Origin of the sequence: Rhodopseudomonas infernalis (assembly GCF_022271405.1) — a bacterium.
GTDB classification, from domain to species: Bacteria; Pseudomonadota; Alphaproteobacteria; order Rhizobiales; family Xanthobacteraceae; genus Rhodopseudomonas; species Rhodopseudomonas infernalis.
On sequence record NZ_JAJNAL010000024.1, the window covers coordinates 40,265 to 67,141 of the forward strand.

At 65.5% G+C, this 26,877-nt stretch carries 23 protein-coding genes, 1 tRNA gene and 1 riboswitch; of the genes, 12 read left to right on the plus strand and 12 right to left on the minus strand.

Features of this window, described 5'->3' with window-relative positions:
• Positions 1 to 7 precede the first annotated feature (7 nt).
• Positions 8 to 439, minus strand: a complete 432-nt coding sequence (locus LPW26_RS16445; RefSeq protein ID WP_319942183.1) for a hypothetical protein — start codon at positions 437 to 439, stop codon at positions 8 to 10.
• Between the two features lie 232 nt (positions 440 to 671).
• Between LPW26_RS16445 and LPW26_RS16450 the strand changes: the two genes are divergently transcribed.
• Both LPW26_RS16450 and LPW26_RS16455 read left to right on the plus strand, forming a co-directional pair.
• On the plus strand, positions 672 to 1,412 hold the full coding sequence (locus LPW26_RS16450; RefSeq protein ID WP_238736557.1) for a metallophosphoesterase family protein: 741 nt from the start codon (positions 672 to 674) through the stop codon (positions 1,410 to 1,412).
• Between the two features lie 5 nt (positions 1,413 to 1,417).
• A complete protein-coding gene (locus LPW26_RS16455) occupies positions 1,418 to 2,866 on the plus strand; it encodes a serine/threonine protein kinase (RefSeq protein WP_238736558.1) in 1,449 nt (482 codons plus the stop codon).
• 206 nt (positions 2,867 to 3,072) lie between these two features.
• Here the strand turns inward: LPW26_RS16455 and LPW26_RS16460 are convergent, their stop codons facing one another.
• On the minus strand, positions 3,073 to 3,723 hold the full coding sequence (locus LPW26_RS16460; RefSeq protein ID WP_238736559.1) for a BON domain-containing protein: 651 nt from the start codon (positions 3,721 to 3,723) through the stop codon (positions 3,073 to 3,075).
• 300 nt (positions 3,724 to 4,023) lie between these two features.
• On the opposite strand from LPW26_RS16460, the gene LPW26_RS16465 reads away from it, so the two are divergent.
• The 5 genes from LPW26_RS16465 to LPW26_RS16485 all read left to right on the plus strand — a co-directional run bounded on the left by LPW26_RS16465 (position 4,024) and on the right by LPW26_RS16485 (position 10,113).
• The gene (locus LPW26_RS16465; RefSeq protein ID WP_263859007.1) at positions 4,024 to 6,405 is read left to right on the plus strand and encodes a phosphoketolase family protein; all 2,382 of its coding nucleotides are present in this window, start codon (positions 4,024 to 4,026) and stop codon (positions 6,403 to 6,405) included.
• Between the two features lie 156 nt (positions 6,406 to 6,561).
• Entirely contained in the window at positions 6,562 to 7,059 is a 498-nt protein-coding gene (locus LPW26_RS16470; RefSeq protein WP_238736561.1) for a response regulator, read from the plus strand.
• Between the two features lie 476 nt (positions 7,060 to 7,535).
• Positions 7,536 to 8,405, plus strand: a complete 870-nt coding sequence (locus LPW26_RS16475; RefSeq protein ID WP_238736562.1) for a CheR family methyltransferase — start codon at positions 7,536 to 7,538, stop codon at positions 8,403 to 8,405.
• A gap of 13 nt (positions 8,406 to 8,418) precedes the next feature.
• On the plus strand, positions 8,419 to 8,733 hold the full coding sequence (locus LPW26_RS16480; protein ID WP_238736563.1) for a PilZ domain-containing protein: 315 nt from the start codon (positions 8,419 to 8,421) through the stop codon (positions 8,731 to 8,733).
• Positions 8,734 to 8,874: 141 nt separating this feature from the next.
• Positions 8,875 to 10,113: an EAL domain-containing response regulator gene (locus LPW26_RS16485; protein ID WP_238736564.1), complete on the plus strand. Its 1,239-nt coding sequence runs from the start codon at positions 8,875 to 8,877 to the stop codon at positions 10,111 to 10,113.
• 176 nt (positions 10,114 to 10,289) lie between these two features.
• Here the strand turns inward: LPW26_RS16485 and LPW26_RS16490 are convergent, their stop codons facing one another.
• Positions 10,290 to 12,896, minus strand: a complete 2,607-nt coding sequence (locus tag LPW26_RS16490; RefSeq protein ID WP_238736565.1) for a hybrid sensor histidine kinase/response regulator — start codon at positions 12,894 to 12,896, stop codon at positions 10,290 to 10,292.
• Positions 12,893 to 13,825 (minus strand): tripartite tricarboxylate transporter substrate-binding protein, encoded by a 933-nt coding sequence (locus LPW26_RS16495; RefSeq protein ID WP_238736566.1) that lies wholly within the window; start codon positions 13,823 to 13,825, stop codon positions 12,893 to 12,895. Before LPW26_RS16495 ends, LPW26_RS16490 begins: the two co-directional genes overlap by 4 nt.
• Positions 13,826 to 14,170: 345 nt before the next feature.
• On the opposite strand from LPW26_RS16495, the gene LPW26_RS16500 reads away from it, so the two are divergent.
• Positions 14,171 to 14,800 carry a response regulator transcription factor gene (locus LPW26_RS16500; protein WP_238736567.1) on the plus strand — a complete coding sequence of 210 codons (630 nt, stop codon included), beginning with the start codon at positions 14,171 to 14,173 and terminating at the stop codon, positions 14,798 to 14,800.
• A gap of 18 nt (positions 14,801 to 14,818) precedes the next feature.
• Here LPW26_RS16500 and LPW26_RS16505 read toward each other — a convergent pair whose 3' ends face one another.
• Entirely contained in the window at positions 14,819 to 15,601 is a 783-nt protein-coding gene (locus LPW26_RS16505; RefSeq protein WP_238736568.1) for an SDR family oxidoreductase, read from the minus strand.
• Positions 15,602 to 15,709: 108 nt separating this feature from the next.
• Between LPW26_RS16505 and LPW26_RS16510 the strand changes: the two genes are divergently transcribed.
• Positions 15,710 to 16,471 (plus strand): glucose 1-dehydrogenase, encoded by a 762-nt coding sequence (locus tag LPW26_RS16510; protein WP_238736569.1) that lies wholly within the window; start codon positions 15,710 to 15,712, stop codon positions 16,469 to 16,471.
• 215 nt (positions 16,472 to 16,686) lie between these two features.
• Here LPW26_RS16510 and LPW26_RS16515 read toward each other — a convergent pair whose 3' ends face one another.
• Both LPW26_RS16515 and LPW26_RS16520 read right to left on the minus strand, forming a co-directional pair.
• Complete coding sequence (locus LPW26_RS16515; RefSeq protein WP_238736570.1) at positions 16,687 to 18,291, minus strand: GMC family oxidoreductase; 1,605 nt, start codon at positions 18,289 to 18,291, stop codon at positions 16,687 to 16,689.
• 78 nt (positions 18,292 to 18,369) lie between these two features.
• Positions 18,370 to 19,803, minus strand: a complete 1,434-nt coding sequence (locus tag LPW26_RS16520; protein WP_238736571.1) for a coniferyl aldehyde dehydrogenase — start codon at positions 19,801 to 19,803, stop codon at positions 18,370 to 18,372.
• A gap of 275 nt (positions 19,804 to 20,078) precedes the next feature.
• Here LPW26_RS16520 and LPW26_RS16525 point away from each other — a divergent pair.
• A tRNA-Met gene (locus LPW26_RS16525) sits at positions 20,079 to 20,155 on the plus strand.
• Between the two features lie 42 nt (positions 20,156 to 20,197).
• On the opposite strand, the gene cobF is transcribed toward LPW26_RS16525, so the two are convergent.
• The 3 genes from cobF to cobT form a co-directional block, all read right to left on the minus strand.
• A complete protein-coding gene (gene cobF / locus LPW26_RS16530) occupies positions 20,198 to 20,965 on the minus strand; it encodes a precorrin-6A synthase (deacetylating) (RefSeq protein WP_238736572.1) in 768 nt (255 codons plus the stop codon).
• Positions 20,966 to 21,061: 96 nt separating this feature from the next.
• Complete coding sequence (locus LPW26_RS16535; RefSeq protein ID WP_238736573.1) at positions 21,062 to 21,781, minus strand: adenosylcobinamide-GDP ribazoletransferase; 720 nt, start codon at positions 21,779 to 21,781, stop codon at positions 21,062 to 21,064.
• Positions 21,782 to 21,819: 38 nt separating this feature from the next.
• Positions 21,820 to 22,884 (minus strand): nicotinate-nucleotide--dimethylbenzimidazole phosphoribosyltransferase, encoded by a 1,065-nt coding sequence (cobT, locus tag LPW26_RS16540; RefSeq protein ID WP_238736574.1) that lies wholly within the window; start codon positions 22,882 to 22,884, stop codon positions 21,820 to 21,822.
• A gap of 183 nt (positions 22,885 to 23,067) precedes the next feature.
• Positions 23,068 to 23,274: riboswitch (cobalamin riboswitch) on the minus strand.
• A 245-nt stretch (positions 23,275 to 23,519) separates the two neighbouring features.
• Here cobT and LPW26_RS25370 point away from each other — a divergent pair.
• Positions 23,520 to 23,654, plus strand: a complete 135-nt coding sequence (locus LPW26_RS25370) for a hypothetical protein (protein WP_263859008.1) — start codon at positions 23,520 to 23,522, stop codon at positions 23,652 to 23,654.
• A gap of 81 nt (positions 23,655 to 23,735) precedes the next feature.
• Positions 23,736 to 24,887 carry a DUF3095 domain-containing protein gene (locus tag LPW26_RS16545; protein ID WP_238736575.1) on the plus strand — a complete coding sequence of 384 codons (1,152 nt, stop codon included), beginning with the start codon at positions 23,736 to 23,738 and terminating at the stop codon, positions 24,885 to 24,887.
• Positions 24,888 to 24,901: 14 nt separating this feature from the next.
• On the opposite strand, the gene LPW26_RS16550 is transcribed toward LPW26_RS16545, so the two are convergent.
• A complete protein-coding gene (locus tag LPW26_RS16550; RefSeq protein WP_238736576.1) occupies positions 24,902 to 25,342 on the minus strand; it encodes a DUF2147 domain-containing protein in 441 nt (146 codons plus the stop codon).
• Positions 25,343 to 25,464: 122 nt separating this feature from the next.
• Positions 25,465 to 26,838, minus strand: a complete 1,374-nt coding sequence (locus tag LPW26_RS16555; RefSeq protein ID WP_238736577.1) for an MATE family efflux transporter — start codon at positions 26,836 to 26,838, stop codon at positions 25,465 to 25,467.
• Positions 26,839 to 26,877: the final 39 nt, after the last annotated feature.

The following is a 26,877-nucleotide window of genomic DNA, read 5'->3' on the forward strand; positions in this document are numbered from 1 at the left end:
GGTGTGGTCAGGGCTTCGCGGTGAAGTTGCTGTCGTGTTGAAGTGCGTCGATCGCGTCGACGTTCAGGCAATACGTTTGATAGGCCGGCACCAGCGTGCCGGCGGCGATGTCGGCGTCGCATTCCTGTTTGTGCTCGCAGATCGCGCAGGTGCGCCGCAGATCGTTGAGCAGCATCGGGTCTTTTTCGGCGAGCGCGCAAATGCTGATGCGCAGCGCGTCGAGCAGGCAGGGCAATTCTTTGGCGCTGCTGCCCTTGGACGCGAGCGCTCGCACCTCGTCCGGAGACAGCCCGAGATCTCTCACCATATTGGCCATCGCGCGTCCGAACGCTTGGAGCTCAGCCGGACTGCCGGTGATTTCTTCCCACTGCCGGACGATATCGGCGACGGCATCGATTGCGGGCGCGTTGTTGGACTTCAGATGGCCGGATGCAGTCATGGGTGCCTCCAACGCGACTGTTTTGCTGATATACTCAGCTCGGTTCTGTGTCCCATTGCGCCAGATCAAGGAGCGCGTCGGGCTTGCGATGGATCAGAGACAGGTGGGTGTGTTCGAATGGCTTCGGCCTGTCTTGATCGCGCCCCGACGCAGTGAGACGTGAGACTTCAGCCGTCGCACCGCCAACAAACGACGTCCGCTCGCAAAGCGGATCAGACATCGGGAGGTGAACTTGCTGCTTGCGATTTTCGCCGACATTCACGCCAACAGGCAGGCCTTCACGACCTGCCTGGCTCAGGCCCGCGAGGCGGGCGCCGAGAAGATCGTCCTGCTCGGTGACTATGTCGGCTACGGCGCCGATCCCGACTGGGTCGTCAATACCGTGATCGAATTGGTTGGAGACGGTGCCCTGGCGGTGATGGGCAATCACGACAGTGCGGTCGGCAATCCCAAGGTGCAGATGAATGCCGAAGCCGAAGCGGCGATGGAGTGGACGCGCGGTCAGCTCGACGTCAACCAGCGCCGGTTTCTCGCCGACCTGCCGATGAAGCAGGAGGACAGCAATCTGCTGTTCGTCCATTCCGAGGCGGCGCGGCCTGAGGGCTGGATTTATGTCACCGACACGTCGGTCGCCTCGCGCAGCATGCAATCCGTCGCGGCCCATGTGACGTTCTGCGGCCACGTCCACAAGCCGGCACTGTATTCGCTCTCCGTCACCGGCAAAATGACCACCTTCGTGCCGACTTCGGACGTTCCGGTGCACCTGCTGCCCGGTCGGCAATGGCTCGCCGTGCTGGGCTCAGTCGGCCAGCCGCGTGACGGCAACCCCGCTGCGGCCTATGCGCTGTACGACACGGCCAAGCACGAACTGACCTATTGCCGCGTGCCCTACGACGTCGAGGGTGCGGCGCGGCGGATCCGCGATAACGGCCTGCCGGTCTGGCTCGCCGAGCGGCTGCTCGTGGGGCGTTGAAGACCATGGATACACCCTCGTTCGAGCCCGGCAGCAGCGTCGACGGCTACATCATCGAGGGCGCGTTACATCGCGGCGGCATGGCGTCGTTGTTCGCCGTCCATCGTGACGACAATCCGATGCCGATGGTGATGAAGATTCCGCGGACCGGCGAGGGCGAGGACCCGGCCGCGATCGTCAGCTTCGAGATGGAGCAGATGCTGATGCCGCGGCTACACGGGCCGCACGTTCCGCAATTCGTTGCGCTCGCCGATTTCTCGACCCACCCCTACATCGTGATGGAGCGGATCGCCGGCGAGCCGCTGCTGGGGCGCTTGCCGGACCTTCCGCTGCCTTATGACGAGGCGATCGCGATCGCCGCAAAGATCGCCACCGCAGTGGCCGACCTGCATCGTCAGCACGTCATCCATCACGACATCAAGCCGAGCAACATCATGTTTCGTCCGAGCGGCGAGGCGGTGATGCTCGACATGGGGCTCGCCTGCAGCGATCAGCTTCCCGATTTGATGCAGGAGGAGTTTCGGCTGCCGTTCGGCACCGCGCCCTATATGGCGCCGGAGCGACTGCTCGGCGTGCGCAACGATCCGCGCAGCGATCTGTTCGGGCTCGGCGTGCTGTTGTACTTCTTCACCACCGGCATCCGTCCGTTCGGAGAAACCGAGACGATGTACGGCATGCGCCGGCGGCTGTGGCGAGATCCGGTGCCCCCGCGCAAATTGCGGCCGGACTATCCACCGTGGTTGCAGGAGGTTGTGCTGCGCTGTCTGGAAATCCAGCCGGAGTGGCGCTATCCGACCGCGGCGCAATTGGTGTTCGACCTCACGCATCCGAGCGAGGTCAAGCTCACCACGCGATCGGAGAAGCTGAAGCGCGATGCGCTGCGCACGGTGTTGCGTCGGCGCTTCAACAAGGAGCTGACGCAGCCACGTCGAGAGACACTCGCCGCGCATCTTGCCTCCGCGCCGATCGTCGCAGTCGCGATCGACCTCACTGACGGCTCGGTAGCACTGAACGACGAACTGCGGGTCACCGCCGGCCGCATTCTGGCGACGTTGCCCTCGGCGCGGCTCGCCTGCCTCAACGTGCTGAAGCTCGGGCGGATGACGATCGACCGGACGCTCGACGAGCACGGCCACAACAAGCATGTCGATCGCCTGGTCGCGCTACGGCACTGGGCGGAGCCGCTCAAGCTCTCCGAGGATCGGCTGACCGCGCATGTGCTCGAAGCCGTCGATCCGGCCTCGGCCATTCTCGAATTCGCCCAGGCCAGCCGGGTCGATCACATCCTGATCGGTGCCCGCCGCAATTCGATGCTGCGCACCCTCGGCGGCAGCGTCTCGGCGAAAGTCGCAAGCGAAGCAGGCTGCACCGTCACCATCGTCCGCGACTCCGCGCTTCGGCAGACGCGTTCCGGCAAGCCTGCGAACGTGCAGGGCAGCCGTGACGAAATTTGATCTTCTGATTTGATCGCCCGAAGCGAAAGCCTCACCCCGTCATTGCGAGCGAAGCGAAGCAATCGAGCGCCGAGCACGGCGCTGGAGGGCTTCGTCGCTTCGCTCCTTGCAATGACGGCGTTGAAAGTCGGATCTTGGGAGTCGGATCTACGGAGTGGGATCTACGGAGTCGGATCAGACAGGTCGGGTCCGAGCAGCGTCGATGATCAGTTGATCATCAGCCGGTCGTCGACCGCGGCAACGCCTGGTGTCGACCAGGCGGCGTTTTGGACGGCGCGACGCTCGTCCCAGGTATCGACGCGGCCTTCGAGTACCACCATGTTGCCGTTCGTCACCGTGACGCGGATGCCCTTCGAGGCGATCTCGGCGTGACGTTCGAGTGCGGACTCCAGGCAGGCTCTGATACACGCGTGATCGCCGAGCGGATTGTTGATGACGATGTTGTTGGTGACGCCGACAACGCCCACCAGCTTGCGGACGTCGTCCTCGGCGGCGGCGCGCTCGTAGTGCCAGTCGACCCTGCCGCTCAGCGTCAGCCAGCCGTCCTCGACCTGTACGTCGATCGAGCCCGCCGGAACCAATACGTTCCAGTCGAGAATATCGGCCGCGCGTTGCGCGATGCGGTCGTCTGCCGTCCGGGTGAAAGGGTAGCGAACCTCGATGTGCTCCGAGATCGCATGCACGCCTTTGACGCGACGCGTCGCCGCGATCGCCGCGAGCTTCTCGGCGTAGCTGATGACGTGACCGGTGAGGATCACGATGTCGCGCTCGACAGCGACATGGATGTGTCCGCTGTTGAAGCTGGGATCGAACTCGAACTCGTCAAGGATGTTTTGACGGAGCTGGGACTCAGACATGAGTGACCTCTGAAGTTCCGCTGCGCGAACGCGCGGCATCTTCCGTGGTTGAAGGTCAAACACATTGATCCCAATCAACCAGATGCGGCGTGACGGTTGATCTGCGTCAAACACTGTCATCATGGTTTCATCGCCGTAATCTCAACAATCCAGTGACCGACCATCTCCGGTATGGTCCGGGCCTTGCACTGCGTCCCGTTCGCATGCGGCAATGTCAGGACAGACTGACACTTGCCGCCGCGGAGTCGGACGCGGCAGACCGGATCAGCCGAAGGTCGGCGGCGCTCACGTGCGCCGACGATGTTGAATGCAGAAGCGGAGAGATCGATGACGGCCGTGTTGTCCAATGAACTGATGCAGAAGATGGACGCCTATTGGCGTGCCGCGAACTACTTGTCCGTCGGGCAGATCTATCTGCAGGACAACCCGCTGCTGCAGGAGCCGCTCCGGCTCGAGCACCTCAAGCCGCGGCTGCTCGGCCATTGGGGTACGACACCGGGGCTGAACCTGCTCTACGTGCATCTCAACCGGATCATCACCGCTTACAATCTCAATATGATCTACATCATCGGTCCCGGTCATGGCGGCCCCGGGCTGGTGGCGAATTCCTATCTCGAAGGATCCTACTCCGAGCGCTATCCGGCGATCGAGCGGAACACCAACGGCCTGCAGCGGCTGTTCCGGCAGTTCTCCTGGCCGGGCGGCGTGCCGAGCCATGTGTCGCCGGAGACGCCCGGCTCGATCCATGAAGGCGGCGAGCTCGGTTACTCGCTGGCGCATGCGTATGGCGCGGCGTTCGACAATCCCGAACTGATCGTCGCCTGCGTCATCGGCGACGGTGAGGCCGAAACCGGCGCGCTGGCGACGAGCTGGCACTCCAACAAATTTCTCAATCCGGCCCGCGACGGCGCGGTGCTGCCGATCCTGCATCTCAACGGGTTCAAGATCGCCAATCCCACGGTGCTGGCACGGATCAGCCGTCAGGAACTGACCGAATTGATGCGCGGCTACGGCTACGAGCCGATCGTCGTCGAGGGTGACGACCCGGCGATCGTGCATCACGCGCTCGCTGCGGCCTTGGAAAAGGCGCTGACCGATATCCGGGCGATCCAGGCGGCAGCGCGGCATGAAGGTGTCACGGTGCGGCCGCGCTGGCCGATGATCGTCATGCGGACGCCGAAGGGCTGGACAGGGCCGAAGCAGGTCGACGGCAAACCGATGGAAGGCACCTGGCGAGCCCATCAGGTGCCGATCGCCGATTTCAAGAATCCCGAACACATCAAGCTGCTGGAAGACTGGCTGCGCAGCTACCGGCCCGACGAACTGTTCGATGCGAACGGCCGCTTCCGCGACGACCTCGCGGCGCTGGCGCCGACCGGCCATCGCCGGATGAGCGCCAATCCGCACGCCAATGGCGGCGAACTGCTGCAGCCGCTGTCGCTGCCGGACTTCCGCGACTACGCGGTGGCGCTGCCTGCGCCTGGTGCCGTCAAGGCCGAGGCCACCCGCGTGCTCGGCAGCTATCTCCGCGACGTGATGCGCGACAACCTCGAGGCCCAGAACTTCCGTCTGTTCGGCCCCGACGAGACCGCCTCCAATCGCCTCGATGGCGTGCTCGAGGTCACCGACAAGGAGTGGATGGCGGACATCGAGAGCGTCGATGTCGCGCTCGGCCCCGACGGCCGGGTGATGGAGGTGCTGAGCGAGCATCTGTGCCAGGGCTGGCTCGAAGGCTATCTGCTGACCGGCCGTCACGGCCTGTTCTCGTGCTACGAGGCCTTCATCCACATCATCGATTCGATGTTCAACCAGCACGCCAAATGGCTGAAGGCGTGCGCGGCAATCCCGTGGCGGCGGCCGATCGCCTCGCTGAACTATCTACTGACGTCGCATGTCTGGCGCCAGGATCACAACGGCTTCTCGCATCAGGACCCCGGTTTCATCGATCATGTCCTGAACAAGAAGGCGAGCGTCGTCCGCGTCTATCTGCCGCCGGACGCCAATACGCTGCTGTCGGTGGCGGATCACTGCCTGCGTAGCCGCAACTATGTCAACGTCATCGTGGCGGGCAAGCAGCCGGAATGGCAGTGGCTCGAGATGGACGACGCGGTCCGCCACTGCTCGGCGGGCGCCGGGGTGTGGGAATGGGCCAGCAACGATGACGGCGATCCCGACGTGGTGATGGCCTGCGCCGGCGACGTGCCGACCGTCGAGACGCTGGCGGCCGTCACGCTGCTGCGCGACTACGTGCCGGACATCCGGATTCGCGTCGTCAACGTCGTCGACCTGACGGTGCTGCAGCCGAGCTCCGAGCATCCGCACGGCTTCGACGATCGCCGTTTCGACGAGATGTTCACCACCGACAAGCCGGTGATCTTCGCCTTCCACGGCTATCCATGGCTGATCCACCGGCTGACCTATCGCCGGCGCAATCACTTCAACATCCATGTCCGCGGCTACAAGGAGGAGGGGAGTACCACTACACCGTTCGACATGGTGGTGCTGAACGATCTGGACCGTTACCGCCTGGCGCTGGATGCGATCCGGCGGATTCCGCGTCTGGCCGGTGAAGTCGAGGCCGCGACGGCGCGGTACTGGTCGACCATGCAGCGGCACAAGCTGTACATCGCCGAGCATGGCGACGATCTGCCGGAAGTCCGCGATTGGCGCTGGCCCAGCTGAGCCGCATCGGTTGAATTGTCGCCGCGCCGATAAGGCGTGGTCAACCACGGAATAATGCGCACGGCCCGGCGTCCCCGGCGCCGTGCTGAATTAACGGTCGCTTCCCCGGCCGCGCGCTAATCCTGCATCCGCAACCTCACTGAAAGGAGCGGGCCGATGCCGACGCGCGACGAAAATACCGGGCCGCCGGAAACCGCCGGCGACCGGCTGCTCGGATTGCTGAACCTGCTGGTGGTGGATGACGACCCGGTTCAGCGGATGCTGATCGCCGGCGCCGCCGAGAAGGCCGGCTTTGCCACCACCCCTGCGGCCTCCTGTGCCGAAGGCATCGCGCTGATCCGTGAGCGTCCGTTCGACTGCATCACGCTCGATCTGAAGCTCGACGATGGCGACGGCGCCGATGTGATGCGCGCCATGGCGGACGCGCAATATGCCGGGCCGCTGATCGTGATCAGCGGCATGAATTCCGAGCGTCGCCGCGGTTCCCGGGCGCTCGCCAAGTCGCTCGGCATGGATCTGCTGCAGAGCTTCCCCAAACCGATCGATCTCGCGGCGCTGCGCATCTCGCTCGCCAATCTGCGCAGCAACGTCGCCGGTCTGCCCATCGTCCATTCCTGGGGCGAGGTCTGCGGTCCGCGCTTCGAGCGCAACTAAAGTCGCATTTCGCCAGGTGAGTTCGGCAGGTTCGTCCACCGGCTGGGCGAGCGCAGCCGAACACTACGTTCGATCAATCGAATATTCGAAAAATGAGGCGTTCGCCAGAAATGCGAGCGGCGATGTCCGCGAACGTGCTGCTGCGCGCCTGTTGGAAGTACGCTGGTACGACTACGAGGCGCAAAATTAACGAGAGTGAAGGTCTGTCGCGGCTACAGCGAATGGAGGTGAGTTCCGGGTCGGAGCGGTCCCTTGGGCCGCCGCCGGAAAGTCGAGGAAGGCGCTCTAGGATTGACGACGTCGATCTGCACCGCGGAACCGGCCGAGCGGCTGGACCTATCCATCGCGCCGGCGCTTGCGCCGGAACGGCGGTTCGCGCGATGGCAGGGTGAGGTCAACGTCCTGACGCCGAGCGCAGCCCGACGGGTCGTCCTTCACCGCAATCCGCCGTGCGCGACCGTGCCTGGAAGGATCCCATGACCCCGCTCGACTACGACTATCTGCAGAAGGTGCTGAAGGACCGCTCCGGGCTGATGCTGTCCGCCGACAAGAAATATCTGTTGGAGAGCCGGCTGCTGCCACTCGCGCGCAAGATCGGCGTGCCGGGCATCAGCGAACTCGTCCAGAAGATGAAGGGTGGCTCGGAAAAGCTCATCCACGACGTGGTGGAGGCGATGACCACCAATGAGACCTTCTTCTTCCGCGACAAGACGCCGTTCGATCATTTCAAGGACAGCGTGCTTCCGGAACTGATCAAGGCGCGCTCCGGACGGCGTAGCTTGCGGATCTGGTGCGCGGCGTCGTCGACCGGGCAGGAGCCGTATTCGCTGGCGATGCTGCTGAAGGAGAGGGCGGCTGACCTCAGCGGCTGGCGCGTCGAAATCGTCGCGACCGATTTGTCGCCCGAGGTGCTGGAAAAATCGCGCAGCGGTCTCTACACGCAGTTCGAAGTTCAGCGCGGCCTGCCGATCCAGTTTCTCGTCAAGTATTTCAAGCAGGACGGGATGATGTGGCAGCTCAATCCGGATGTGCGCGGGATGGTGCAGTTCCGGCAGTTCAACCTGCTGCAGGAGTTCGCGGCACTTGGCAAGTTCGACGTCATCTTCTGTCGCAACGTGCTGATCTACTTCGACCAGGCCACCAAATCGGACATCTTCAATCGTCTGATGAAGGCCAACGAACCGGACGGCTATCTGTTTCTCGGCGCGGCCGAGACGGTGGTGGGTCTCACCGACAGCTACAGGGTCTGTCCCAAGCGCCGCGGCGTCTATTTGCCGAACGTGAGTTCTGCCGCGGCGCCAGGCCTTGCCGGTGGCCTGAAGCCGGCGGGCGTCCTTGGCCGCTGATGGAGCGTTCGGGGTGTCCGAGGAAACTGTCGGTACCGACCGTGTAGCGTTCGGACGTGGCTACCCTGTGTGGATCATGGGGATCGATGGCACGTGGCGGCGCAGCTGCGTGCTCAAATCCGTGTCGAACAGCGAGGCCGAGCTCGAGCTCGAGGGCTCGATCGAAGGGCTCAACCTCAAGGAGTTCTTCCTGCTGCTGTCGTCGACCGGGCTTGCGTATCGTCGCTGCGAACTGATCCGGGTCAACGGCTCTGAAATCAATGTCCGGTTTCTCCAGACCAAAAGCAGGTCCGGACGGCCGATGAGCCGCGACGATCGCGCTTCGTGAACCGGCACGACGGAAAGCTAACCATCGCTCCGACATCGGGTCGTATCCGTGATTTTCGGAATAGTTCGTTCAGCAGAAGCGAGTAGCATGTTGCGGACCGGTCCAGCGTCGAGCGGGACTCGTGAGACCGTGGATATGCCGATGACAGATGCCAACGAGAAGCGACCGAGGCGGCAAATCCTCGTCGTGGATGACGACCCGGTTCAGGGCGCGGTGATCAGCGGCGTCTGCCGCCGGCTGGGCTATCAGCCGGTTTTCGCCGACTCGTATCAGGCGGCAGCCGATCTGATCGCGGCGCACTCTTTCGATTGCTACACTCTCGATCTGTCCCTTGGCGATCGTGACGGCATCGAATTGTTGCGGCTGATCGCGTCGAGTGGCGTCGCGCGGCGTGTCATTGTGATCAGCGGCTGCGACGAACGCATTCTCAGTGCGACGGTGCGGATGGCGCACGCCACGGGCATCGTCGATGCGATTTCGTTATCGAAGCCGATCGATCTGGCGTCGCTGCGCGAAGCGCTGGCGTTCGATGGCGGCCGGCCGTCCGCACAGCCGGCGAGCGAGGACAGCTCGCGTCCGATCAACGCAGGCGACTTGCGCCGCGGCGTCGACCGCAATGAACTGTACGCGATGTTCCAGCCCAAGGTTGATCTGGCGAGCGGCCGCGTGGTCGGTTGCGAGGCGCTGGCGCGCTGGGACAGTCCGATCTTCGGCGCCGTGCGGCCGGATTTGTTCATCCCGATCGCGGAGGCAAGTGACGCGATAAAGCCGATCACGCTGGTTATGCTGCGAGAGTCGATGCGGCTGGCGCGCGACTATCTGGCGGTCGATCCTGCATTCGTCGTTGCGGTCAATCTGTCGGCAACGCTGCTGACCGACGTCGGCATCCTGGATCAGATCGAGCTGATGCTGGATGAAACCGGCCTGCCAGCACGCGCGCTGATGATCGAGGTGACGGAATCGACCGCCATGTCCGACGTCGGCCGGGCGATGGACGTGCTGCTGCGGCTCCGCATCAAGGGCGTCGGGATCTCGATGGATGATTTCGGCACCGGCTATTCGTCGCTGTCGGCGCTGGCGCGGATGCCGTTCAGCGAACTGAAGATCGATCGCTCCTTCGTCAATGATTTCCTGAAGGATGCCGATATGCGGAAGGTGGTGGCGGCGTCGGTCGCGATCGCGCACGAATATAAGATGAAAGTCGTCGCCGAGGGCATTGAAGACGCCGATACTTGGCGGGCCCTGGAGGAACTCGGCTGCGACATCGGTCAGGGATTTGGAATTTCTCCTCCGCTGAGCCGGAAGGCTCTGGATGCCTGGTACGGTCTTTGGAATCCCTCGGCGTCCGCCAGCCGCATCCGCCGCGCTGGGGTCGAATGAGCGCAGGCGCCTGCTTGGTTCGGCTGTCGGCTCAGACAACAGCAATTCTGCTTCCGATAGAAACGCCGCCGAGCCCCGAGCGCCTTGGCTGCATCCTTCGAGGCGCGTTACGCGCGCACCTCGAGATGACGACTCCGAATTTGAGAAGCCGGCGACGCTTCGATCAATGAAGCGCTCTAAGCCGCGTATTCGACCAGCAGATCGTCGCCGGCCGGAGCGTGTTGCGCAGCCGCGAAGCTTGCTTGGATAGCCCCGACCAGTTGGACATAGTCGCGCGGAGAGAGTTCCAGCGCGCGGACTTCGAGATCACGCGCAAGGCTTGCAAGCGCGTCCAGGCCAAAGGTGCCGGCCGCGCTTTTCAGCGAATGAGCTTCACGCTCGATCCTGCGGCAGTCGGCCGGAATGCTGAGCGTGTCGAACAGCTGCAGCCGGGCTTCGGTGTCGCGAATGAACACAGCGAGCACGTCGCGGGTGGCTTCCTCGCCGATCTCGGCCGCCAGATGTTCGAATGCTCGCTTTCCGACGTAGAGACGCGGGCCCTGGCCGGCCTGCGTTCCCCGTGGAGCCGGGGCCGTCTGCTTGCTGGTCTGCTGGGCTGCTGCAGCCGTCTCCAGCATCTGGGTCGCGTGGGTTTGCGCCGGCGCCGGCGGCAAGGCACGCAGGATCGCTTCGATCAGCTTGGTCTTGCGCACCGGTTTGGCGATGTGGTCGTTCATGCCGGCTGCGCTGCAGGCCGCCTGATCTTCCGCGAAGGCATTGGCCGTGAAGGCGATGATCGGGACGGTCGACAGCTCGCCGCCCTTGGCGCGGATCGCCCGCGTGGCTTCGAGCCCGTCCATTTCGGGCATTCGCATGTCCATCAAGATGACGTCGTAGCTGAAGCTCGTCGCGGCCGTCACGGCTTCGCTGCCGTCGCAAGCGGTGTTGGTCTGGATCGCGAACTCGCTGAGCATCTGAACTGCGACCGCGCGGTTGGTCGGATTGTCGTCGACCACGAGGACGCGAAGCGGACGTCCGCCGGCCGCAATCCGTGCGTGCAGCTCGGCATATTGCGCTCCGGGATCCTGGTCGCGCGGCAGCTCGGCGGCGACTGGCATGTCGAGTGTGAACACGAATGACGAGCCTTGGCCAGGGGTCGACGTCACGCTGATCTTGCCGCCCATCTGTTCGATCAGCCGACGGCTGATCGCCAGACCGAGGCCGGAACCGCCGAACCGGCGCCGGATTGAACTATCGGCTTGCACGAAGTCGCTGAACAGCGATTCGATCTTGTCGGGCTCGATTCCGATCCCGGTGTCGCGCACGCTCCACTGCACGCGCGCAGTGGTGCCATCGGTCGCCAGGCATTCTGCTGCGACGACGATGCTGCCGGACGGGGTGAATTTCACGGCGTTGGAGATCAGGTTGAGCAGCACCTGCCGGACCCGGCCCGGATCGCCGATCAAGGCTTGCGGCAGGTCGTCGCTGAACACGGTGCGGATCGTCAGTCCCTTGGCGGCAGCTCGCGATCCGATGACGCTCAGCGGATGCTCGGCGACCTTACGCGGCGAGAACGGGATCAGTTCGAACGACAGCCGTCCGGCTTCCAGCTTGGAGAAGTCCAGAATATCGTCGAGGATCTCGAGCAGGCTGTCGCCGGCGTCGTGAATGCCGAGCACAGCGCGGCGCTGCGCGGGATCGAGCTTGCTGTCGAGCAGATTGCTGGCGAGTCCCAGCACGGCGTTCATCGGCGTACGGATCTCGTGGCTCATCATCGCCAGGAAGCTCGATTTTGCGGCGCTGGCGACTTCGGCCGCGTCGGCGTAGACCGCCTGCTTGTTCCACCACCGCGCGATCGCGATACTCCCGGTCAGGATGATCAACGCGCTCACGACCGACATCGCGACGAGCAACACGGCCATGTCCTGCCAGCTTTGCAGCGCGCTCTCTTCGCTCAAGGCGACCGTGACCATCACGGGAAAATTCGGCAGCATCCGGGACGAGCGAAGCTCCGGTTTGGCGCTGGCCGAGCTGATGGCTTCACGGATGCTGCCGCCGGACTCCAGCGCCCGCCGACCGCTGGTCGATTTCTGCTCGCCGGCGCTGTCGAGATGTGGGTAGCTGGCGAGCACCACGTCGTCGGCCCGAACCAGGGAGGTCTTGGTGTCCGGGCCGAGCGCCGTTGCGGCGAAGAAGTTCTCGATATATTGCTGCGACATCGCGCCGAGCAGCAATCCCATGAAATTGCCGTTCGGATCGTTGAGGCGGCGGGCAATGTAGATGTTCCAGGTGCCGGAGCCGCGGTTTCGCGTCGGCATGCTGATGTAGCTTTCCAGATTGCTGTCGGTGCTGAGCGCCTTGAAGTAGTCCCGGTCGGCGACGTTCACCGCAGGAATCGGCCAATAGCGGGAGAAATTGATCAGCTGGCCGGTGTGGTCGATCATCGTCACGGCCTCGACCTGGGGCAGCCCGCTGACCTTTTCCTTCAGCATCATGTGGGTGACGTGATCCGACATCGTCTCCTGGTAGGACGCGCTGTCGGTGACGCCGCGGCGGGCCAGATAGTCGCTGATGCTCGACAGCACGAGGTCCAGCGACTTGAACGATCGGTCCGCTTCTTCGGCAAGCGTCATGCTGTAGCGCTGCAGGTGCGACTCGGCGGTCTTGAGAAGGTTTTCCCGCAGGTTGCCGAGGAAGATCAAGTTGGTGCCGATGATCGAGACGATCAGCGCCAAGGCGACGAGACGCAGCGCGACTTGAGAGCGCTTCAGCTGGGGGCGGATCGAGGCGGGAGGTTGGCTCATTGCCACGCCCGCTGCCCGTCCGAAAGCGGCGCCTGCTCCAAATGCGGCTTCCAACTTGCGACCTCCGCGTGGATCAGGTCGTCGAGCGCTGCCCGGCCGCGCTGCTCGACCACCGCAATGTCGCCGGCAAGGTCCGTGAATTGCTGACGAACCGCAGCATCGTCGAGCGCCGCGCTGAGTGCGGCGCTGAGACGGTCGATCAGCTCGGGGGGCGTGTTCTGGGGCGCGAAGAGCGCGTGCCACGCGGTCATATCGAAGCCCGGAACCCCAGCTTCTGCAGCGGTGGGGACGTCAGGCAGAAACGGGTTTCGCGCATTGGCGGAAATGGCAAGCGCCCGCAGCTCGCCGGTCCGAACACGGTCGATCGAGTTGACGATCTGGTCGCACATGTCATCGATCCGCCCATCGGGCAAAGCCCGCAAAGCGGGGCCGCTACCCCGAAGTGCTATGTCGGCGGATTGAAGCTGCACGATCGAAGCCGGCAATGTGCAGGAGGCGTAGGAAATCGAGCCGGCCCCGGCGTGAACCATCTTGGTGTTGGGATGCTGGCGGAGATAGGCGAGCAGTTCGGGCAGGGTTTCTACCGGAAGTTGCCGGTTCGTCATCACCAGGATTACCGCGGGCGCGTTACGGTGCGTTCCCATCTGGCCCGTGGTCAGCGTGTAGCGATCGGGTGTCGCGCGCATCCCGCGGGCCGCGGTCGTTCCGCCGCCGCCACCGACGACGTTCTCGATGACGAATTGTTGGCCGAGTGTGGTCGCCAAATACCCTGTGATGATAACTGCGACTTTATCAGTCGGGCCACCGGCCGCGAACGGTACAATCACGGTGACGGAGCGGGATGGGTAGGCGGAGCTCGGACTGGCCGTCAGCGGCCAGGTCGGCAGACACAACAGCCCACCGCGCAGCAACTTCGCCAGGTTATCCACCCGGGACGACGGGCTGCAGGCTGATGAGCTTGCTCGAATCTGTCTCATGGTGCTATGCGATCGAGAGTTTCTTATTTATGAATATCTCAACCCAATGAGTAGTGCGTAAACGGCGGCTGGCCGAGCCGTAAATCTCAACTGCTCCTGCTCACGCAACAATAGCGTCGCACGACAGTTACGGAAGCAGATAGCACCGCTGTTCCCAGGATTTGGTGGTTCATTCTAATGGTTCGTTTGTTTTGTTGTTCTCGTCGGGCGCAATCTTCGCGCTAAATTATTCCTCGTATTGATACGAGGACGCTAGATTGTCAGATGCATCTCTCAGAGCTGTTTGGAGGTCGATCGATGAGTGAGACGTCGTCAGGAGGGGAGGTCTTCGTCGTCGATGACGATCCGGCCGTGCGCGAAACTCTCTCGATCGTTCTGTCGGCTGCCGGCTACGAGGTGATCTGTTTCGCCGATGGCGAGTCGCTGCTGGCCGTGGCGCGGAGCCGCAGCCCGGCCTGCATCCTGCTCGATGTGCACATCCCCGGCCGATCCGGCCTCGACATCCTGGCGGAACTGCACGCCGAGGACTATCCGGCGCCGATCTTCATGATTTCGGGGAAAGGCGATATCGCGATGGCGGTCAACGCCATCAAGAGCGGTGCGCTCGACTTCATCGAGAAGCCGTTCCGGGGCAAGGAGATCGTTGTCCGCGTCGAGGAGGCGATCGAGGCGTTTCAGCGTCGCCGCGATCCCGGCAAGACGGCGAAGGCGCCGTCCTACAACTTCCCCGGCAGGGAACCGTTGACGCTGCGGGAGCGGGAGGTGCTGGAACTGTTCGCGTCCGGCAACACCAACAAGGAGGCGGGCCGTCACCTCGGCATCAGCCCGCGCACCATCGAGTATCACCGGGCCAACATTATGAAGAAGCTCGGTGCCCGCAACGCCACCGACCTGGTCCGCATCGTGATGACGGCGCCGAGGGCGTAACGTCGCGGGCGACCGCCGTCAGAGCGTCCCGGGGAAGGCGCCGCCGTCGAGCAGGAGGTTCTGACCGGTGATGTAACCGGACCTGGCGCCGCACAGGAATGCGCAGGCCAGGCCGAATTCTTCGGGGTCGCCGAAGCGGCCGGCCGGGTTTTCGTTCATCCGCGTTTGCAGGATCTGATCGGCCGAAACGCCGGCCGCCTTGGCCTGACCCGCAGCCACCCCGCGCAGCCGGTCGGTGTCGAACGGGCCCGGCAGCAGCGCATTGATGGTCACATTGTGCCGCACGGTTTTGCGCGACAGCCCGGCGACGAAGCCGGTGAGGCCGGTGCGTGCGCCGTTGGACAGACCGAGCACGTCGATCGGCGCCTTCACGGCGGCCGAGGTGATGTTGACGATGCGGCCGAACTTCCGCTCGATCATCTTGTCGACGGTCGCCTTGATCAGCTCGATCGGCGTCAGCATGTTGGCGTCGAGCGCTTTGATCCAGTCGTCGCGGGTCCAGTTGCGGAAATCGCCGGGCGGCGGGCCGCCGGCATTGTTCACCAGGATGTCCGGTTCCGGGCAAACCTTCAGCGCCGCGTCACGGCCCTCGGGCGTGGTGATGTCGCCCGCCACCTCGGTGATCTCGACATCCGGATACGCCTTGCGCAGTGCGGCGGCAGCCTGCGCCAGCGCCTCGGCGCCGCGCGCCGTCATCGTGACATGAACGCCTTCGGCCGCGAGTGCCTCCGCGCAGGCGCGCCCCAGTCCCTTGCTCGATGCGCACACCAGCGCGCGGCGGCCCTTGATTCCCAGATCCACGTTTCACTCCCGGATGCATGGCGATGTCGATGAGGCCGGCACTCTAGCCATCCCGGTTCGGCATGGTAAGGGGAGGGCAACGCATAACGCATCAACGGGAAACGCGGCATGGATCAACTGTTCGACGTCAGCAACGAAGTCATTCTGGTCACCGGCGCCTCGCAGGGCCTCGGGCGGCAATTCGCCCGCGTGCTCGCCGAGCGCGGCGCAGCGGTCGTGCTCGCGGCGCGCCAGGTCGACAAGCTGAAAGCGCTCGAACAGGAGATCAAGCAAAAGGGCGGCCGCGCCGTTGCGGTGCAGATGGACGTCACCGATCTGGCCTCGATGGCGGCCGCGCTCGATCAGGCCGAGGCCGCGCTCGGCCCCATCACCGTGCTGATCAACAATGCCGGCGTCGCCACCGAGAAGCTCGCGGTCGACACCAGCGAAGCCGATTGGGACAAGGTGATCGGCGCCAACCTCAAGGGCGCGTATTTCCTCGCGACCGAAGTGGCACGGCGGATGATCGCGCGCCAGCAGGGCGGCAACATCGTCAACATCGCCTCGGTACTCGGCCAGAGCGTGCTGAAATTCGTCTCGCCCTACGCGATCTCCAAGGCCGGCATCATCCAGGCCACCAAGGCGATGGCGCTCGAACTCGCCGCCTCCCGCATCCGCGTCAACGCGCTGGCGCCCGGCTACATCGACACCGACATCAACCGCGACCTCTGGGCAACCCCCGCCGGCGAAAAACTCGTCAAAAGCATCCCCCAACGCCGCGTCGGCCACGAGTCGGATCTCGACGGCGCGATTTTGCTGCTGTCCTCGAATGCGTCGCGGTACATGACCGGGAGCGTTGTGACGGTGGATGGCGGGTTTTTGTTGGGGTAGTTCCGACGCTGGAGCCGCGGGACGGGCGGCGTTACTCCACAGCCTCTCGTTCGTCATTCCGGGGCGCGCGCAGCGCGAGCCCGAAATCCATAACCCCAGAATTCTCGGCTGAGCCCGGTCGATGAACCGCTTCGCGTCAACAACCGGCCTCAGAGAGTATGGATTCCGGGCTCGCGAGCTACGCTCGCGCCCCGGAATGACGGAGAGAGGCGGTGCTAACGCATCTCTTCCTTGATCAAATCCGCCGCCTTCTCGCCGATCATGATGGTCGGGGCGTTGGTGTTGCCGCCGATCAGGCTGGGCATCACTGACGCGTCGACGATGCGCAGGCCTTCGAGGCCGCGCAGCTTGAGGTGCGGGTCGACCACCGCGGCTGGGTCGTTGGCCGTGCCGATCTTGCAGGTGCCGACCGGGTGGTACACGGTGTCGACGCGGGCGCGCAGGATGGCGCGGATGTCGTCGTCGGTGCGGACGTTCGCGGTGAACAGATCCTTCTGCTGTAGCGCACGCAGCGCCGGCGTTTCCATCAGCCGCAGCGTCGTCTTGTAGCCGGCGACCATCGCCTCGAGGTCCTCCGCCTCGCCGAAGAAATTCGGGTCGATCCGCGGCGGCGCCAGCGGATCGGCGCTGCTGAGCCCGACGCTGCCGCGGCTCTTCGGGCGCAGTAGGCAGACGTGGCACGAGAACCCCGTGCCCCAATGCCGCTTGCGGCCGTGATCGTCGACCATTGCCATGCCGAAATGTAGCTGGATGTCGGGCACGTCGAGGTCCGGCCGCGTCTTCAGGAAGCCGCCGCATTCAGCGAAGTTGGTGGCGAGCGGGCCGCGGCCTTCGCGGCGATACTGGCCGATGGTCGAGAGCAGCCGGCCGATGCCGGTGAAGCTGGTGCCGGTGAAATACGGCGCGTCGGACTGATAGGCGAAGATGAAATCGGGATGGTCCTGCAAATTCCGGCCGACGCCGGGTAGGTGATGCACGGTGGCGATGCCGTGCCGCTGCAGCATTTCGCCGTCGCCGACGCCGGAGAGCTGCAGCAGTTGCGGCGTCTGGAACGCGCCGGAGGCGAGGATTACTTCGCGGCGCGCACGCACCTGCCGCGTCTCGCTGTCCTTGTGAAATTCCACGCCGATCGCGCGGCCACCCTCGAACAAAATCCGCGTCGCCTGCGCGCCGGTCTCGACCCGCAGGTTCGGCCGCGTCGCCATATGCGGATGCACATACGCGCGCGCCGCGCTCCAGCGCTCGCCGTCGTGCTGCGTGAGCTGATACAGGCCGAGGCCTTCCTGCTCCTCGCCGTTGAAATCGTCGCGGATGCGGAACTGTGCCTCGCGCGCCGCCTGCAGGAAGATCTCGTGCACCGGATTGTCGGTGCGCAGCCGGTCGACGTGCAGCGGGCCGTTTTGTCCGTGATACGCGCCGTTGAATTCGGCGTTGTTCTCGGAGCGCTTGAAGTAGGGCAGCACGTCCGCATAGGACCAGCCGTCGGCGCCGAGTTCGGCCCAATGGTCGTAGTCCGATTTGTGGCCGCGGATATACACCATGGCGTTGATCGCCGAGGAGCCGCCGAGCGCCTTGCCGCGCGGCTGATAGCCGATCCGGCCGTTGAGGCCCGGCTGCGGCACCGTCTCGAAGTGCCAATTGTTGAGCTTGCTCGGCACCATCAGCGACAGCGCGTAGGGCGTCTTCACCACCCAATTGTCGCCGGTGCCGCCGGCCTCGAGCAGCGCCACCGACGTGCCGGGATCTTCCGACAGCCGCCCGGCCACCGCGCATCCGCCCGAGCCGCCGCCGACCACGACAAAGTCATAGGTCTCCGTCATCATTTCCTCCTGGAGTAGTCTTGTTTGTTCGAAGCGCCGGCTCTTCGTCCGGTCGCTGGTCGTCAGCTCGTCGTCAGATCAGGACAGCCATCGCAGCAGTTTCGACAGTCGCGCGATCTTGCCGCCATAGGGCGGGTAGAGGTCGGCGAAGCGGTTGTAGGGCGAGCGATAGAACACCGGCTTGAGCTGGCTGAAGGTGTTGAAGCCCCATTCGCCGTGATACGCGCCGGTGCCCGACGCGCCGACGCCGCCCATCGGCTGGTTCTGCTGCGCGAAGTGCACCAGGCAGTCGTTGATGGTCACGCCGCCCGAGACGGTGCGGGCCAGCACTTCGTCGCGCGCGGCCTCGTCGGTGCCGAACCAGTACAGCGCCAGCGGCCGGTCGCGGCCGTTGATGAAGCGGATCGCCTCCGCCGCATCGTCGACGCCGAGGATCGGCAGCAGCGGGCCGAAAATTTCTTCCTGCATGATCTTCATGTCGGGCGTGGCGCCCAGCACCAGCGTCGGCGGAAACTTGCGCCGGCTGCGCCAGGCCGCGTCGTCGGCCGATGCCGGCTGCAGCAGGGTCGCGCCCTGCGCGGCGGCGTCGTCGATCAGCCCCTTCAACCGCGCGTAGTGCCGGTCGGCGACGATCGAGGTGTAGTCGGTGTTGGCGGGGTCGCTGCCGAACATCGTCTGCATCGCGGCGCGGATCTTCTCCGCCAAGGCCTCGACCTTGTCCCGCGGCGCCAGCACGTAGTCCGGCGCGATGCAGGTCTGGCCGGCGTTCATCAGCTTGGCATAGGCGATCCGGGGCGCGACCTCGTCGAGATCGGCGGAGCGGTCGACGATGGTCGGCGACTTGCCGCCGAGCTCGAGCGTCACCGGCGTGAGATTGCGGCCGGCGGCCTCGGCGACGATGCGCCCGACGCGGGTCGAGCCGGTGAACATCAGATGGTCGAACGGCAGCCGCGCGAACGCCTCGGCGATGCCGTCCTCGATCCCGGTCACCACCATCTCGTCGGCGTTGAACTTTGCCGCGACGGTCTCCTGCAGCAGCGCCGAGAACGCCGGCGACAATTCGCTCGGCTTGATCATCACCCGGTTGCCGGCGGCGAGCGCGCCGATCGCCGGCGCGATGGTGAGCTGCAGCGGATAATTCCACGGCGCGATGATGCCGACCACGCCGAGCGGCTGCGGGATCAGCCGGTTCTGCCCCGGCCAGAACTGCAGCTCGGTCTTCACCTTGCGCGGCGCCATCCAGGGTTTGACGTGCCTGGTGGTGTGCTTGATGTCGCCGAGCAGGCTGAGCGTCTCGGCGATCAGCGTCTCGACCGCGCAGCGATGGCCGAAATCGGCCGAGATCGCCTGCTCGAATCGCTTTTCGTTGTCCGTCAGCAGGCTGCGCAGCCGTTTCAGCCGATCGAGCCGCAGCTCCAGCGTTGCGGGCGCCTCGGCCCGCGAGCGTTCGACCATGCGGTGGAAGCTGTCCTGCAGGGCATTGGCTCCGAAACCGGTCAACGGCTGGTCCATGGTGCGCTCCCGATCCGGCCGATGTCGATGATTTTGGCCGATTTCGTCGAAGTCTTGCAGGCGCACGGGGCCGCCGCAACCGCATCCGGTTCCGGCCGTCATAATATCTTGAAAATCTGCCGCTCGGGGCTTCCCAAACCCCGCGAGCATTGCTAGACACCCCTCGCGCCCCGGGCACTGCCCCGGGCCCCTTCTCAGGAAGCTTCCGGGAGGATCGATCGACGCCCTTGGGCGTTGATGGTCATCTGCTTTCTGAAGATCGCGCAAAGGTTTAACGCGGGGTGGAGCAGCCCGGTAGCTCGTCAGGCTCATAACCTGAAGGTCATAGGTTCAAATCCTATCCCCGCAACCAAATTGAACCCCGGTCCTTGTGGCCGGGGTTCTTTTTTGCGCCTTACGCGTCCGCCTTGCCGCCCCTGCGCAGCAGATAAATATCCATCACCCAGCCTTTGGCTTCGCGCACCTGCCGGCGGGTGCGGCTGATGTTGGCGGCGACGTCCTTGAGCGGGCCGGAGATCAGGACTTCGTCGGCGAGGCCGAGATTTGCGGCCCAGTAGATATCGAGATCGGCTGGCTCGATCTTGGCGAAGGTCTCGTCGCCGTCGAGCATCACCACGGTGCTGTCGGCGTCGATCGGCAGGCCGGCGGCGAGTTTGCGGCCGGTGGTGATGGTGATCGGCTCGCCGATGCGGTTGAGCGCGATGCGGTGGCGCGCCGCCAGCGCCTGCACCGCGGTGATGCCGGGGATGATCTCGTAGTCGAGCGCCAGCCCCTGCGCGCGCAGCCGGTCGAGGATGCGCAGCGTGCTGTCGTACAGCGCGGGATCACCCCACACCAGAAACGCGCCGCACTCGCCGTCGGCGAGTTCGCTGGTCAGCAGCGCCGCGTAGCGCGCGGCGATGCGGGCGTGCCAGTCGTCGACCACCCCGCGATAATCGTCGCCGGCCGGCGCGCGTTGCGGGATGTCGATGCTGACGAAGCGGGTGCCCGGCGCTTTGATGAAGCGTCGGCAGATCTCTTCGCGTGCGGTTTTCAGTTCGGCCTTCTCGGCGCCTTTGTCGGGCAGGAAGAACACGCTGGCGCGGTTCAGCGCCTCGACCGCCTGCAGCGTCAGATAGTTGGGATCGCCGGGGCCCATGCCGATCAGGAGAAGTTTGCGCATCGGCGAGGAGTCCTATTGCTTCGTGATGAGCAGAGATTCCGGGTTCGCGCGCCAACGGCGCGCGCCCCGGAATGACGGCGGGGAGGGGGCGTGCAACTAACCATGCGCGGCGACGCCGAGCAGCAGGCCGATCTGGGCGAACTGCTCGGTGGCGCCGAGCACATCGCCGACATAGCCGCCGATCAGCCGCGCAGCGGCCAGCGCCGGCAATGTACCGAGCAGGATGGCGCCGATCAGTCCGCGCGCCGCGGCGGCTGGGTCGATCCACAGCTGTGGCGCCAGGCTGAGCAGCGCGAATGCCGTTGCGGTCAGCGCCGCGCCGGTGTCGATCCGGCTGTCCGGATAGTTCAGCTTCGCGGTCGCGACATTGCCCGCATAAGGCAGCATCGACATCGCGGCCAGGATGCCGGCGCGGCCGAGGCTGTGGCTGGCGACCAGCGCGGCGGCGCCGACCCAGGGCGGCAGTGTCGCCAGCGCGGCGATGCGAATGATCAGGCTGGCGATCAGTGTGACGGCGCCGTAATTGCCGATCCGGCTGTCCTTGATAATCGTCAGCCGCTGCTCGCGCGTGCGGCCGCCGAACAGCCCATCCGCGCTGTCGGCAATGCCGTCCTCATGCAGCGCGCCGGTGAGCGCCACGCCGGCGATCACCGCCAACACGGCCGGCACCAGCCCCGACCAGATCGCCGACGCCGCGATCAGCACGCCGCCGCAGAAGAGGCCGATCAGTGCGCCGACCAGAGGAAAGTACTTGGCGGCGGGGAGCAGCCAGCCGTCGTCGAACTGCGCGGCGCGCGGCGCTGGCAGGATCGTCATGAATTGCAGCGCGTTGAAAAACGGGCGGAGCGCGGGCGTCACTGCGTCTGTCCAAGGCGGCCCGCCAGCACGTCGGACAAGTCCGCCAGCTCGGTCAGAATGCCGGCGGCGGCGCGCAGCAGCGGCACCGCCATCAGCGCGCCGGTGCCTTCACCGAGCCGGAAGCCGAGGTTGAGATAGGGCGTCGCGGTCATCGCGCCGAGCAGCACCGCGTGGCCGCGCTCCGCCGAGCGATGCGAGAACACGCAGTAATCGCGCGCCGCCGGATGCAGCCGCACCGCGACCAGCGCGGCGGCGCTGGCGATGAAGCCGTCGATCACCACCGGCCGCCGCTTTGCTGCGGCGGCCAGCACCGCGCCGGCCATCATGGCGATCTCGTAGCCGCCGAATTCCGCCAGCACCTCGAGCGGCGCCGTTGCGTCGGTACGCGCCGCCGCCATCCGCGCGATCGCGCGCTTGTGCGCAACGCCCGCGTCATCAAGCCCCGCGCCGCGGCCGACGCAATCGTCGATCGGCGTGCCGGTCAGGCGATGCGTCAGCAGCGCCGCCGATGTGGTGTTGCCGATGCCCATTTCGCCGATCGCGACGATGTCGACGCCGCCCTCGATCGCATCGGACACCACGGCGATCGAAGCGCTCAGCGCACGGCGGGCGTCGTCGATCGTCATCGCCGGCTCGCGGCTGGCGTTACGGGTGCCATAGCCGATCTTGCGGTTGATCAGTCCGGGGTGAGGCGGCAGATCCGCATTGATGCCGGCATCGACCACGCACACTTCGGTCGCCGCGGCCCTTGCCAGCACGTTCATGCCGGCGCAGCCGGCGAGATAAGCGCCGACCATCGCCTGCGTGACGCTGGTCGGGTAGGGCGAGACGTTGTCTTCGGCCAACCCGTGATCGCCGGCGAACACGAACACCATGGCGCGCGCGGTGCGCGGCGGCGCCGGGTGCCAGATCAGGCCGAGCTGGACGGCGAGATCTTCGAGCCGGCCGAGCGAGCCGGGCGGCTTGGCCTTGCCATCGATGCGGGCGCGGAGCGCCGGTTCGAGCGCGGCATCGACGGCGTCGATGGACAATTTGCTGAAGTGATCGAGCGGTGCGTGCATGGGAAAGGGCGATCGGGTGACGACAGGCGGCGCGATGTGCCACCTGTCATTGCGGCATGTCGCAGGGGGGGCCGCGGCGTCGGTGCGGCTCGGCGGCGACGGATGAAATCAGCCGTGTCGGAAACGGCGCTACGTCGGGAGCGGATGCGGCATCGGAACGTCCTTCTTCGACCCACCGTCGAATGGTTGTGCAGGTCTCCGGCCGGTCTCCTGGCTCGCGGATGTTGTCCCGATCGCCTTCCCGGGGCCGGAGATTGGCCGCAGTGGCTGGTGTGATCGGCGACGATCCGCTTACAGTTGCGGGGGCAGCCGCGGCTTCGGCGATCGCTCGCCTCACCGCATTCCCGTTTCACCCTTCCGAAAAAGGGCACCGAAGATGCGGCACAAGAGCATGGCGCCAAGCCTCGCGCAACATCGCCGGCCTGCCGCAGCCGCCTCGTCAGACGAAGGTGCAACGGCACGGCGGCGGTCAAGCATGGGGGTGGCCCGGCCGGCTGCGGTGGCTTTTCTTGGGGCCAAGCGGGTACCCAGCTTGCGCGAACGCGCTATAACGGCGCCGGCGCGTGCCGTTGCCGGACCATGGCTGCGGCCGCGCCGATGCGGCGGAGGGGAGCTCCGCCAGACGGAACCATGGCTTGAAGTCGCTCGGTATCATCGTTCTGCTGGCCCTGGCGGTTTTCGCCTATGGCCTGTACGCCGACATCACCCTGACGCGCTGCGTGCGGGGCTCGGTCACGGCCGCCCTCGGCCTGTGCGCTAAAGGTGACTGACGCGCCCAACTCAGACGTCCAAGCTGAAAACTCAGCCGCCGGAACGCCGTAAATGGTGTGATGACGAAGAGGTCTTGCCCGATGGCCGCACGCGACAGCGACTTGTTCTACAATGGCGTGGCGGTATTCCGGGGGTTCGGCAACCTGATGGACCCGGATCTGTATTCGCCATTGCCCGACGATTGGGTGATCGGATCTGCCGACATCGTCCAATCGACCAAGGCGATCGCGGAGCAGCGCTACAAGGCGGTCAACATGGCCGGCGCCTCGGTGATCGCCGCGATTGCCAACGCGCTCGAGGGCCGCGACTTTCCGTTCGTGTTCGGCGGCGACGGCGCCAGCTTCGCCGTGTCGCCGCGCGACCTCGATCGCGCGCGGGCCGCGATGGCGGCGGCCGCGGCCTGGGTGCGGGACGAACTCGATCTCACGATGCGCATCGCGCTGGTGCCGGTCGCCGCCATTCGGGCGCAGGGCCTCGACGTTCGGGTGGCGCGCTTCGCGCCGTCGCCCCATGTCAGCTACGCGATGTTTTCGGGCGGAGGGCTCGGCTGGGCCGAGGCCGAGATGAAGCGGGGCGGATTCGCCGTGACGCCCGCGGAGCCGGGTACAGTGCCGAACCTCGACGGCCTGTCGTGCCGGTTCGAGACGATTCCGGCGGCGCGCGGCGTCATCCTGACGATCCTGGTCGTGCCGACCGGCGAAGCCGATCCCGCGGCGTTTCGCCGGCTGATCGAGGAGGTGGTGGGCCAGACCGAGCACAGTCCCGATGCGGGCCGGCCGGTGCCGTCCGGCGGCCCCAATCTGCGATGGCCGCCGGCAGGCTTCGACCTGGAGGCACGCGCGGCCCGTGGCGGGTCGCTGCTCGCGCGGCGTGTCTCCGTGTTGTGCTTCACGCTGTTTGCCTACGTGATCATGCGGTTCGGCATCACGGTCGGCGGCTTCGTGCCGAAAACCTACGTCGCGCAGGTCGTGGAGAATTCCGACTTCCGTAAGTACGACGACGGCCTACGGATGATCCTGGACTGCACGGCCGAACTTGCGGAGGCGCTGGAGCAGACCCTCAGTGCGGCGGCCTCGGCCGGCATCGCGCGCTATGGCTGTTTCCGGCAGGACGCCGCGATGATGACGTGCTTCACGCCATCGGCGATGCGCAGCGACCATGTGCATTTCATCGATGGCGCAGGCGGTGGCTATGCGTCTGCGGCGGTCGCGCTGAAAACGATGGCGGCGTAGACCGGCGGCCGACGTCAGCGCCCGTCGAGCGTCCAGGTCTCGCCGCCGCACAGCGAGCCGACGCAGCCTTCGACATGCAGCGTTGTCGGTCCGGTGTGCGACAGGGTGGTCTCGTAGGTCTTGCCGTCATCGGCGTTGTAGATGTGGCCGGCCCATTTGCCCTGCGACACCGGACGCATATCGCCGAAAATCTGCAGCCCGATCATCGGTCGCGCGGCGCGGGCCGGATCGGGATTCTTGTCGTCGACCTGAGGCCTGCCGGTATTCGGATCGATCGGCTGCCGCAGCCACACCACCGTGCCGCACAGCGCCGCGCCGCAGCTTCTGATCCGCACCTTGGCGTCGCCGGCTTGTGTCAGCCAGGTGCCTTGTGGGCCGCCCGACTGCGCGGTCGCGGCGACGGGCGCCAGCATGGCGAGCAATGCAGCAGCAAACAGTGCGGATCGGGTGAACATCTATCCTCCAGCCATCGTCGGGGCGCGGCACCACGTGTCTGTGCATCGCGGCGCCCTGAATAACAGAGGCGGAGGATTCGTGGCAAAGGCGTGACGAACACAAGATACCGAGCACCCCGCGATCAATCGCCCCAGCGTGTCAGGTGAATCGCCAGCACCGTTCCGGCGCCGTACACCACCATGGCGAAGGTCACCAAGGCGAACAGCGTCCACGACGGTGCTGCGCTCATCACCAGCGCCATTCCGCCGACCGCGACCAGCAGCAGCCGGGCGGTCGAAGCCAGCACCGGACCGCCGACCTTCGCGGCGCCTTGCGAGGCGAAATACAGCGTCACGCCGAGGCCGAAGAACGCGAAGGACGGCCCGGCGAAGTGGAAATAGGCATGCGCCGCCGCGGTCACCGCCGGATCGGCGGTGAACAGCGACACCCACAGCGCCGGATAGACCGCCAGCACCAGGCCGGCCAATCCGAGAACGAGCGCCGAGACCGCGCCAGCCGTCCACGCGACGCGTCGCGCCCGTGCCGGCTGGCCGGCGCCGACCGCCATGCCGACCATCGGGATCGAGGCGACGCCGACTGCGAAGGCGATCGGGATCAGCAGGAATTCGAGCCGCGAGCCGATGCCGTAGCCGGCGAGCGTCGCCGTGCCGTAGGTTGCAAGGATCTTGGTGAAGATCAGAATGGTCAGCACCGACTGCAGCGGCGCCAGACAGGCCAGTGCGCCGACCCTGAGAATGTCACCGAACATCCGCCGCTGAAATTCGAACGACCGCACCCGCAGCTTCAACCGCGCGCGGCCGCTTGCCATGTAGCCGAGCAGAAACAGTGCGCCGAGCGAGAACGCCACCAACTGCCCCGACGCGACGCCGGGCATGCCGTATCGCGGCATTCCAAACAGACCAAGGCCGAATGCGCCGCCGATCGCGACCTGCAGCACGGCCACCACCAGCAGCGTCGCGGAGGGCAGCACCATATCGCCGGCGCCGCGTAGCACCGAGGCCAGCGTGTTGACCAGCCAGATCGACACCGCGCCGGAGAACACCACGACCGAATAGCCGCACGCCTGTTCGAGCACTTCGCCGCGGCCGCCGAGCAGCATGTACAGTGATCGGCCGAACACCAGCATCAGCAGCGTGAACAGCAGCCCGCCGCACAGCCCGATGATCACCGCGTGTAGCGCCAGCACTTCGGCGCTGGCACGGTCGCCGGCGCCCAATGCGCGACTGATCGCCGAGGAGACGCCGCCACCCATGGCGCCTGCCGACATCATCTGCGTCAGCATCGCGAATGGAAACACCAGCGCGATCGCAGCCAGCGGTTCGATGCCGAGCCGCCCGATGTAGGAGGTCTCGGCGATCGACACCACCGCGGTGCCGAGCATCGCGATGATGTTCGGAATCGCCAGCCGCGTCAGCGTCGGCAGGATCGGTGCAGTGAGCAGGTGGCTCGGCGGCGGCGCGGCCAGGGGCATATCGGCCGGTGCGTCGATCGTCATGGCTCCCGCCCTTTCGCTCCGCTCGATGGTGGCGGTGTA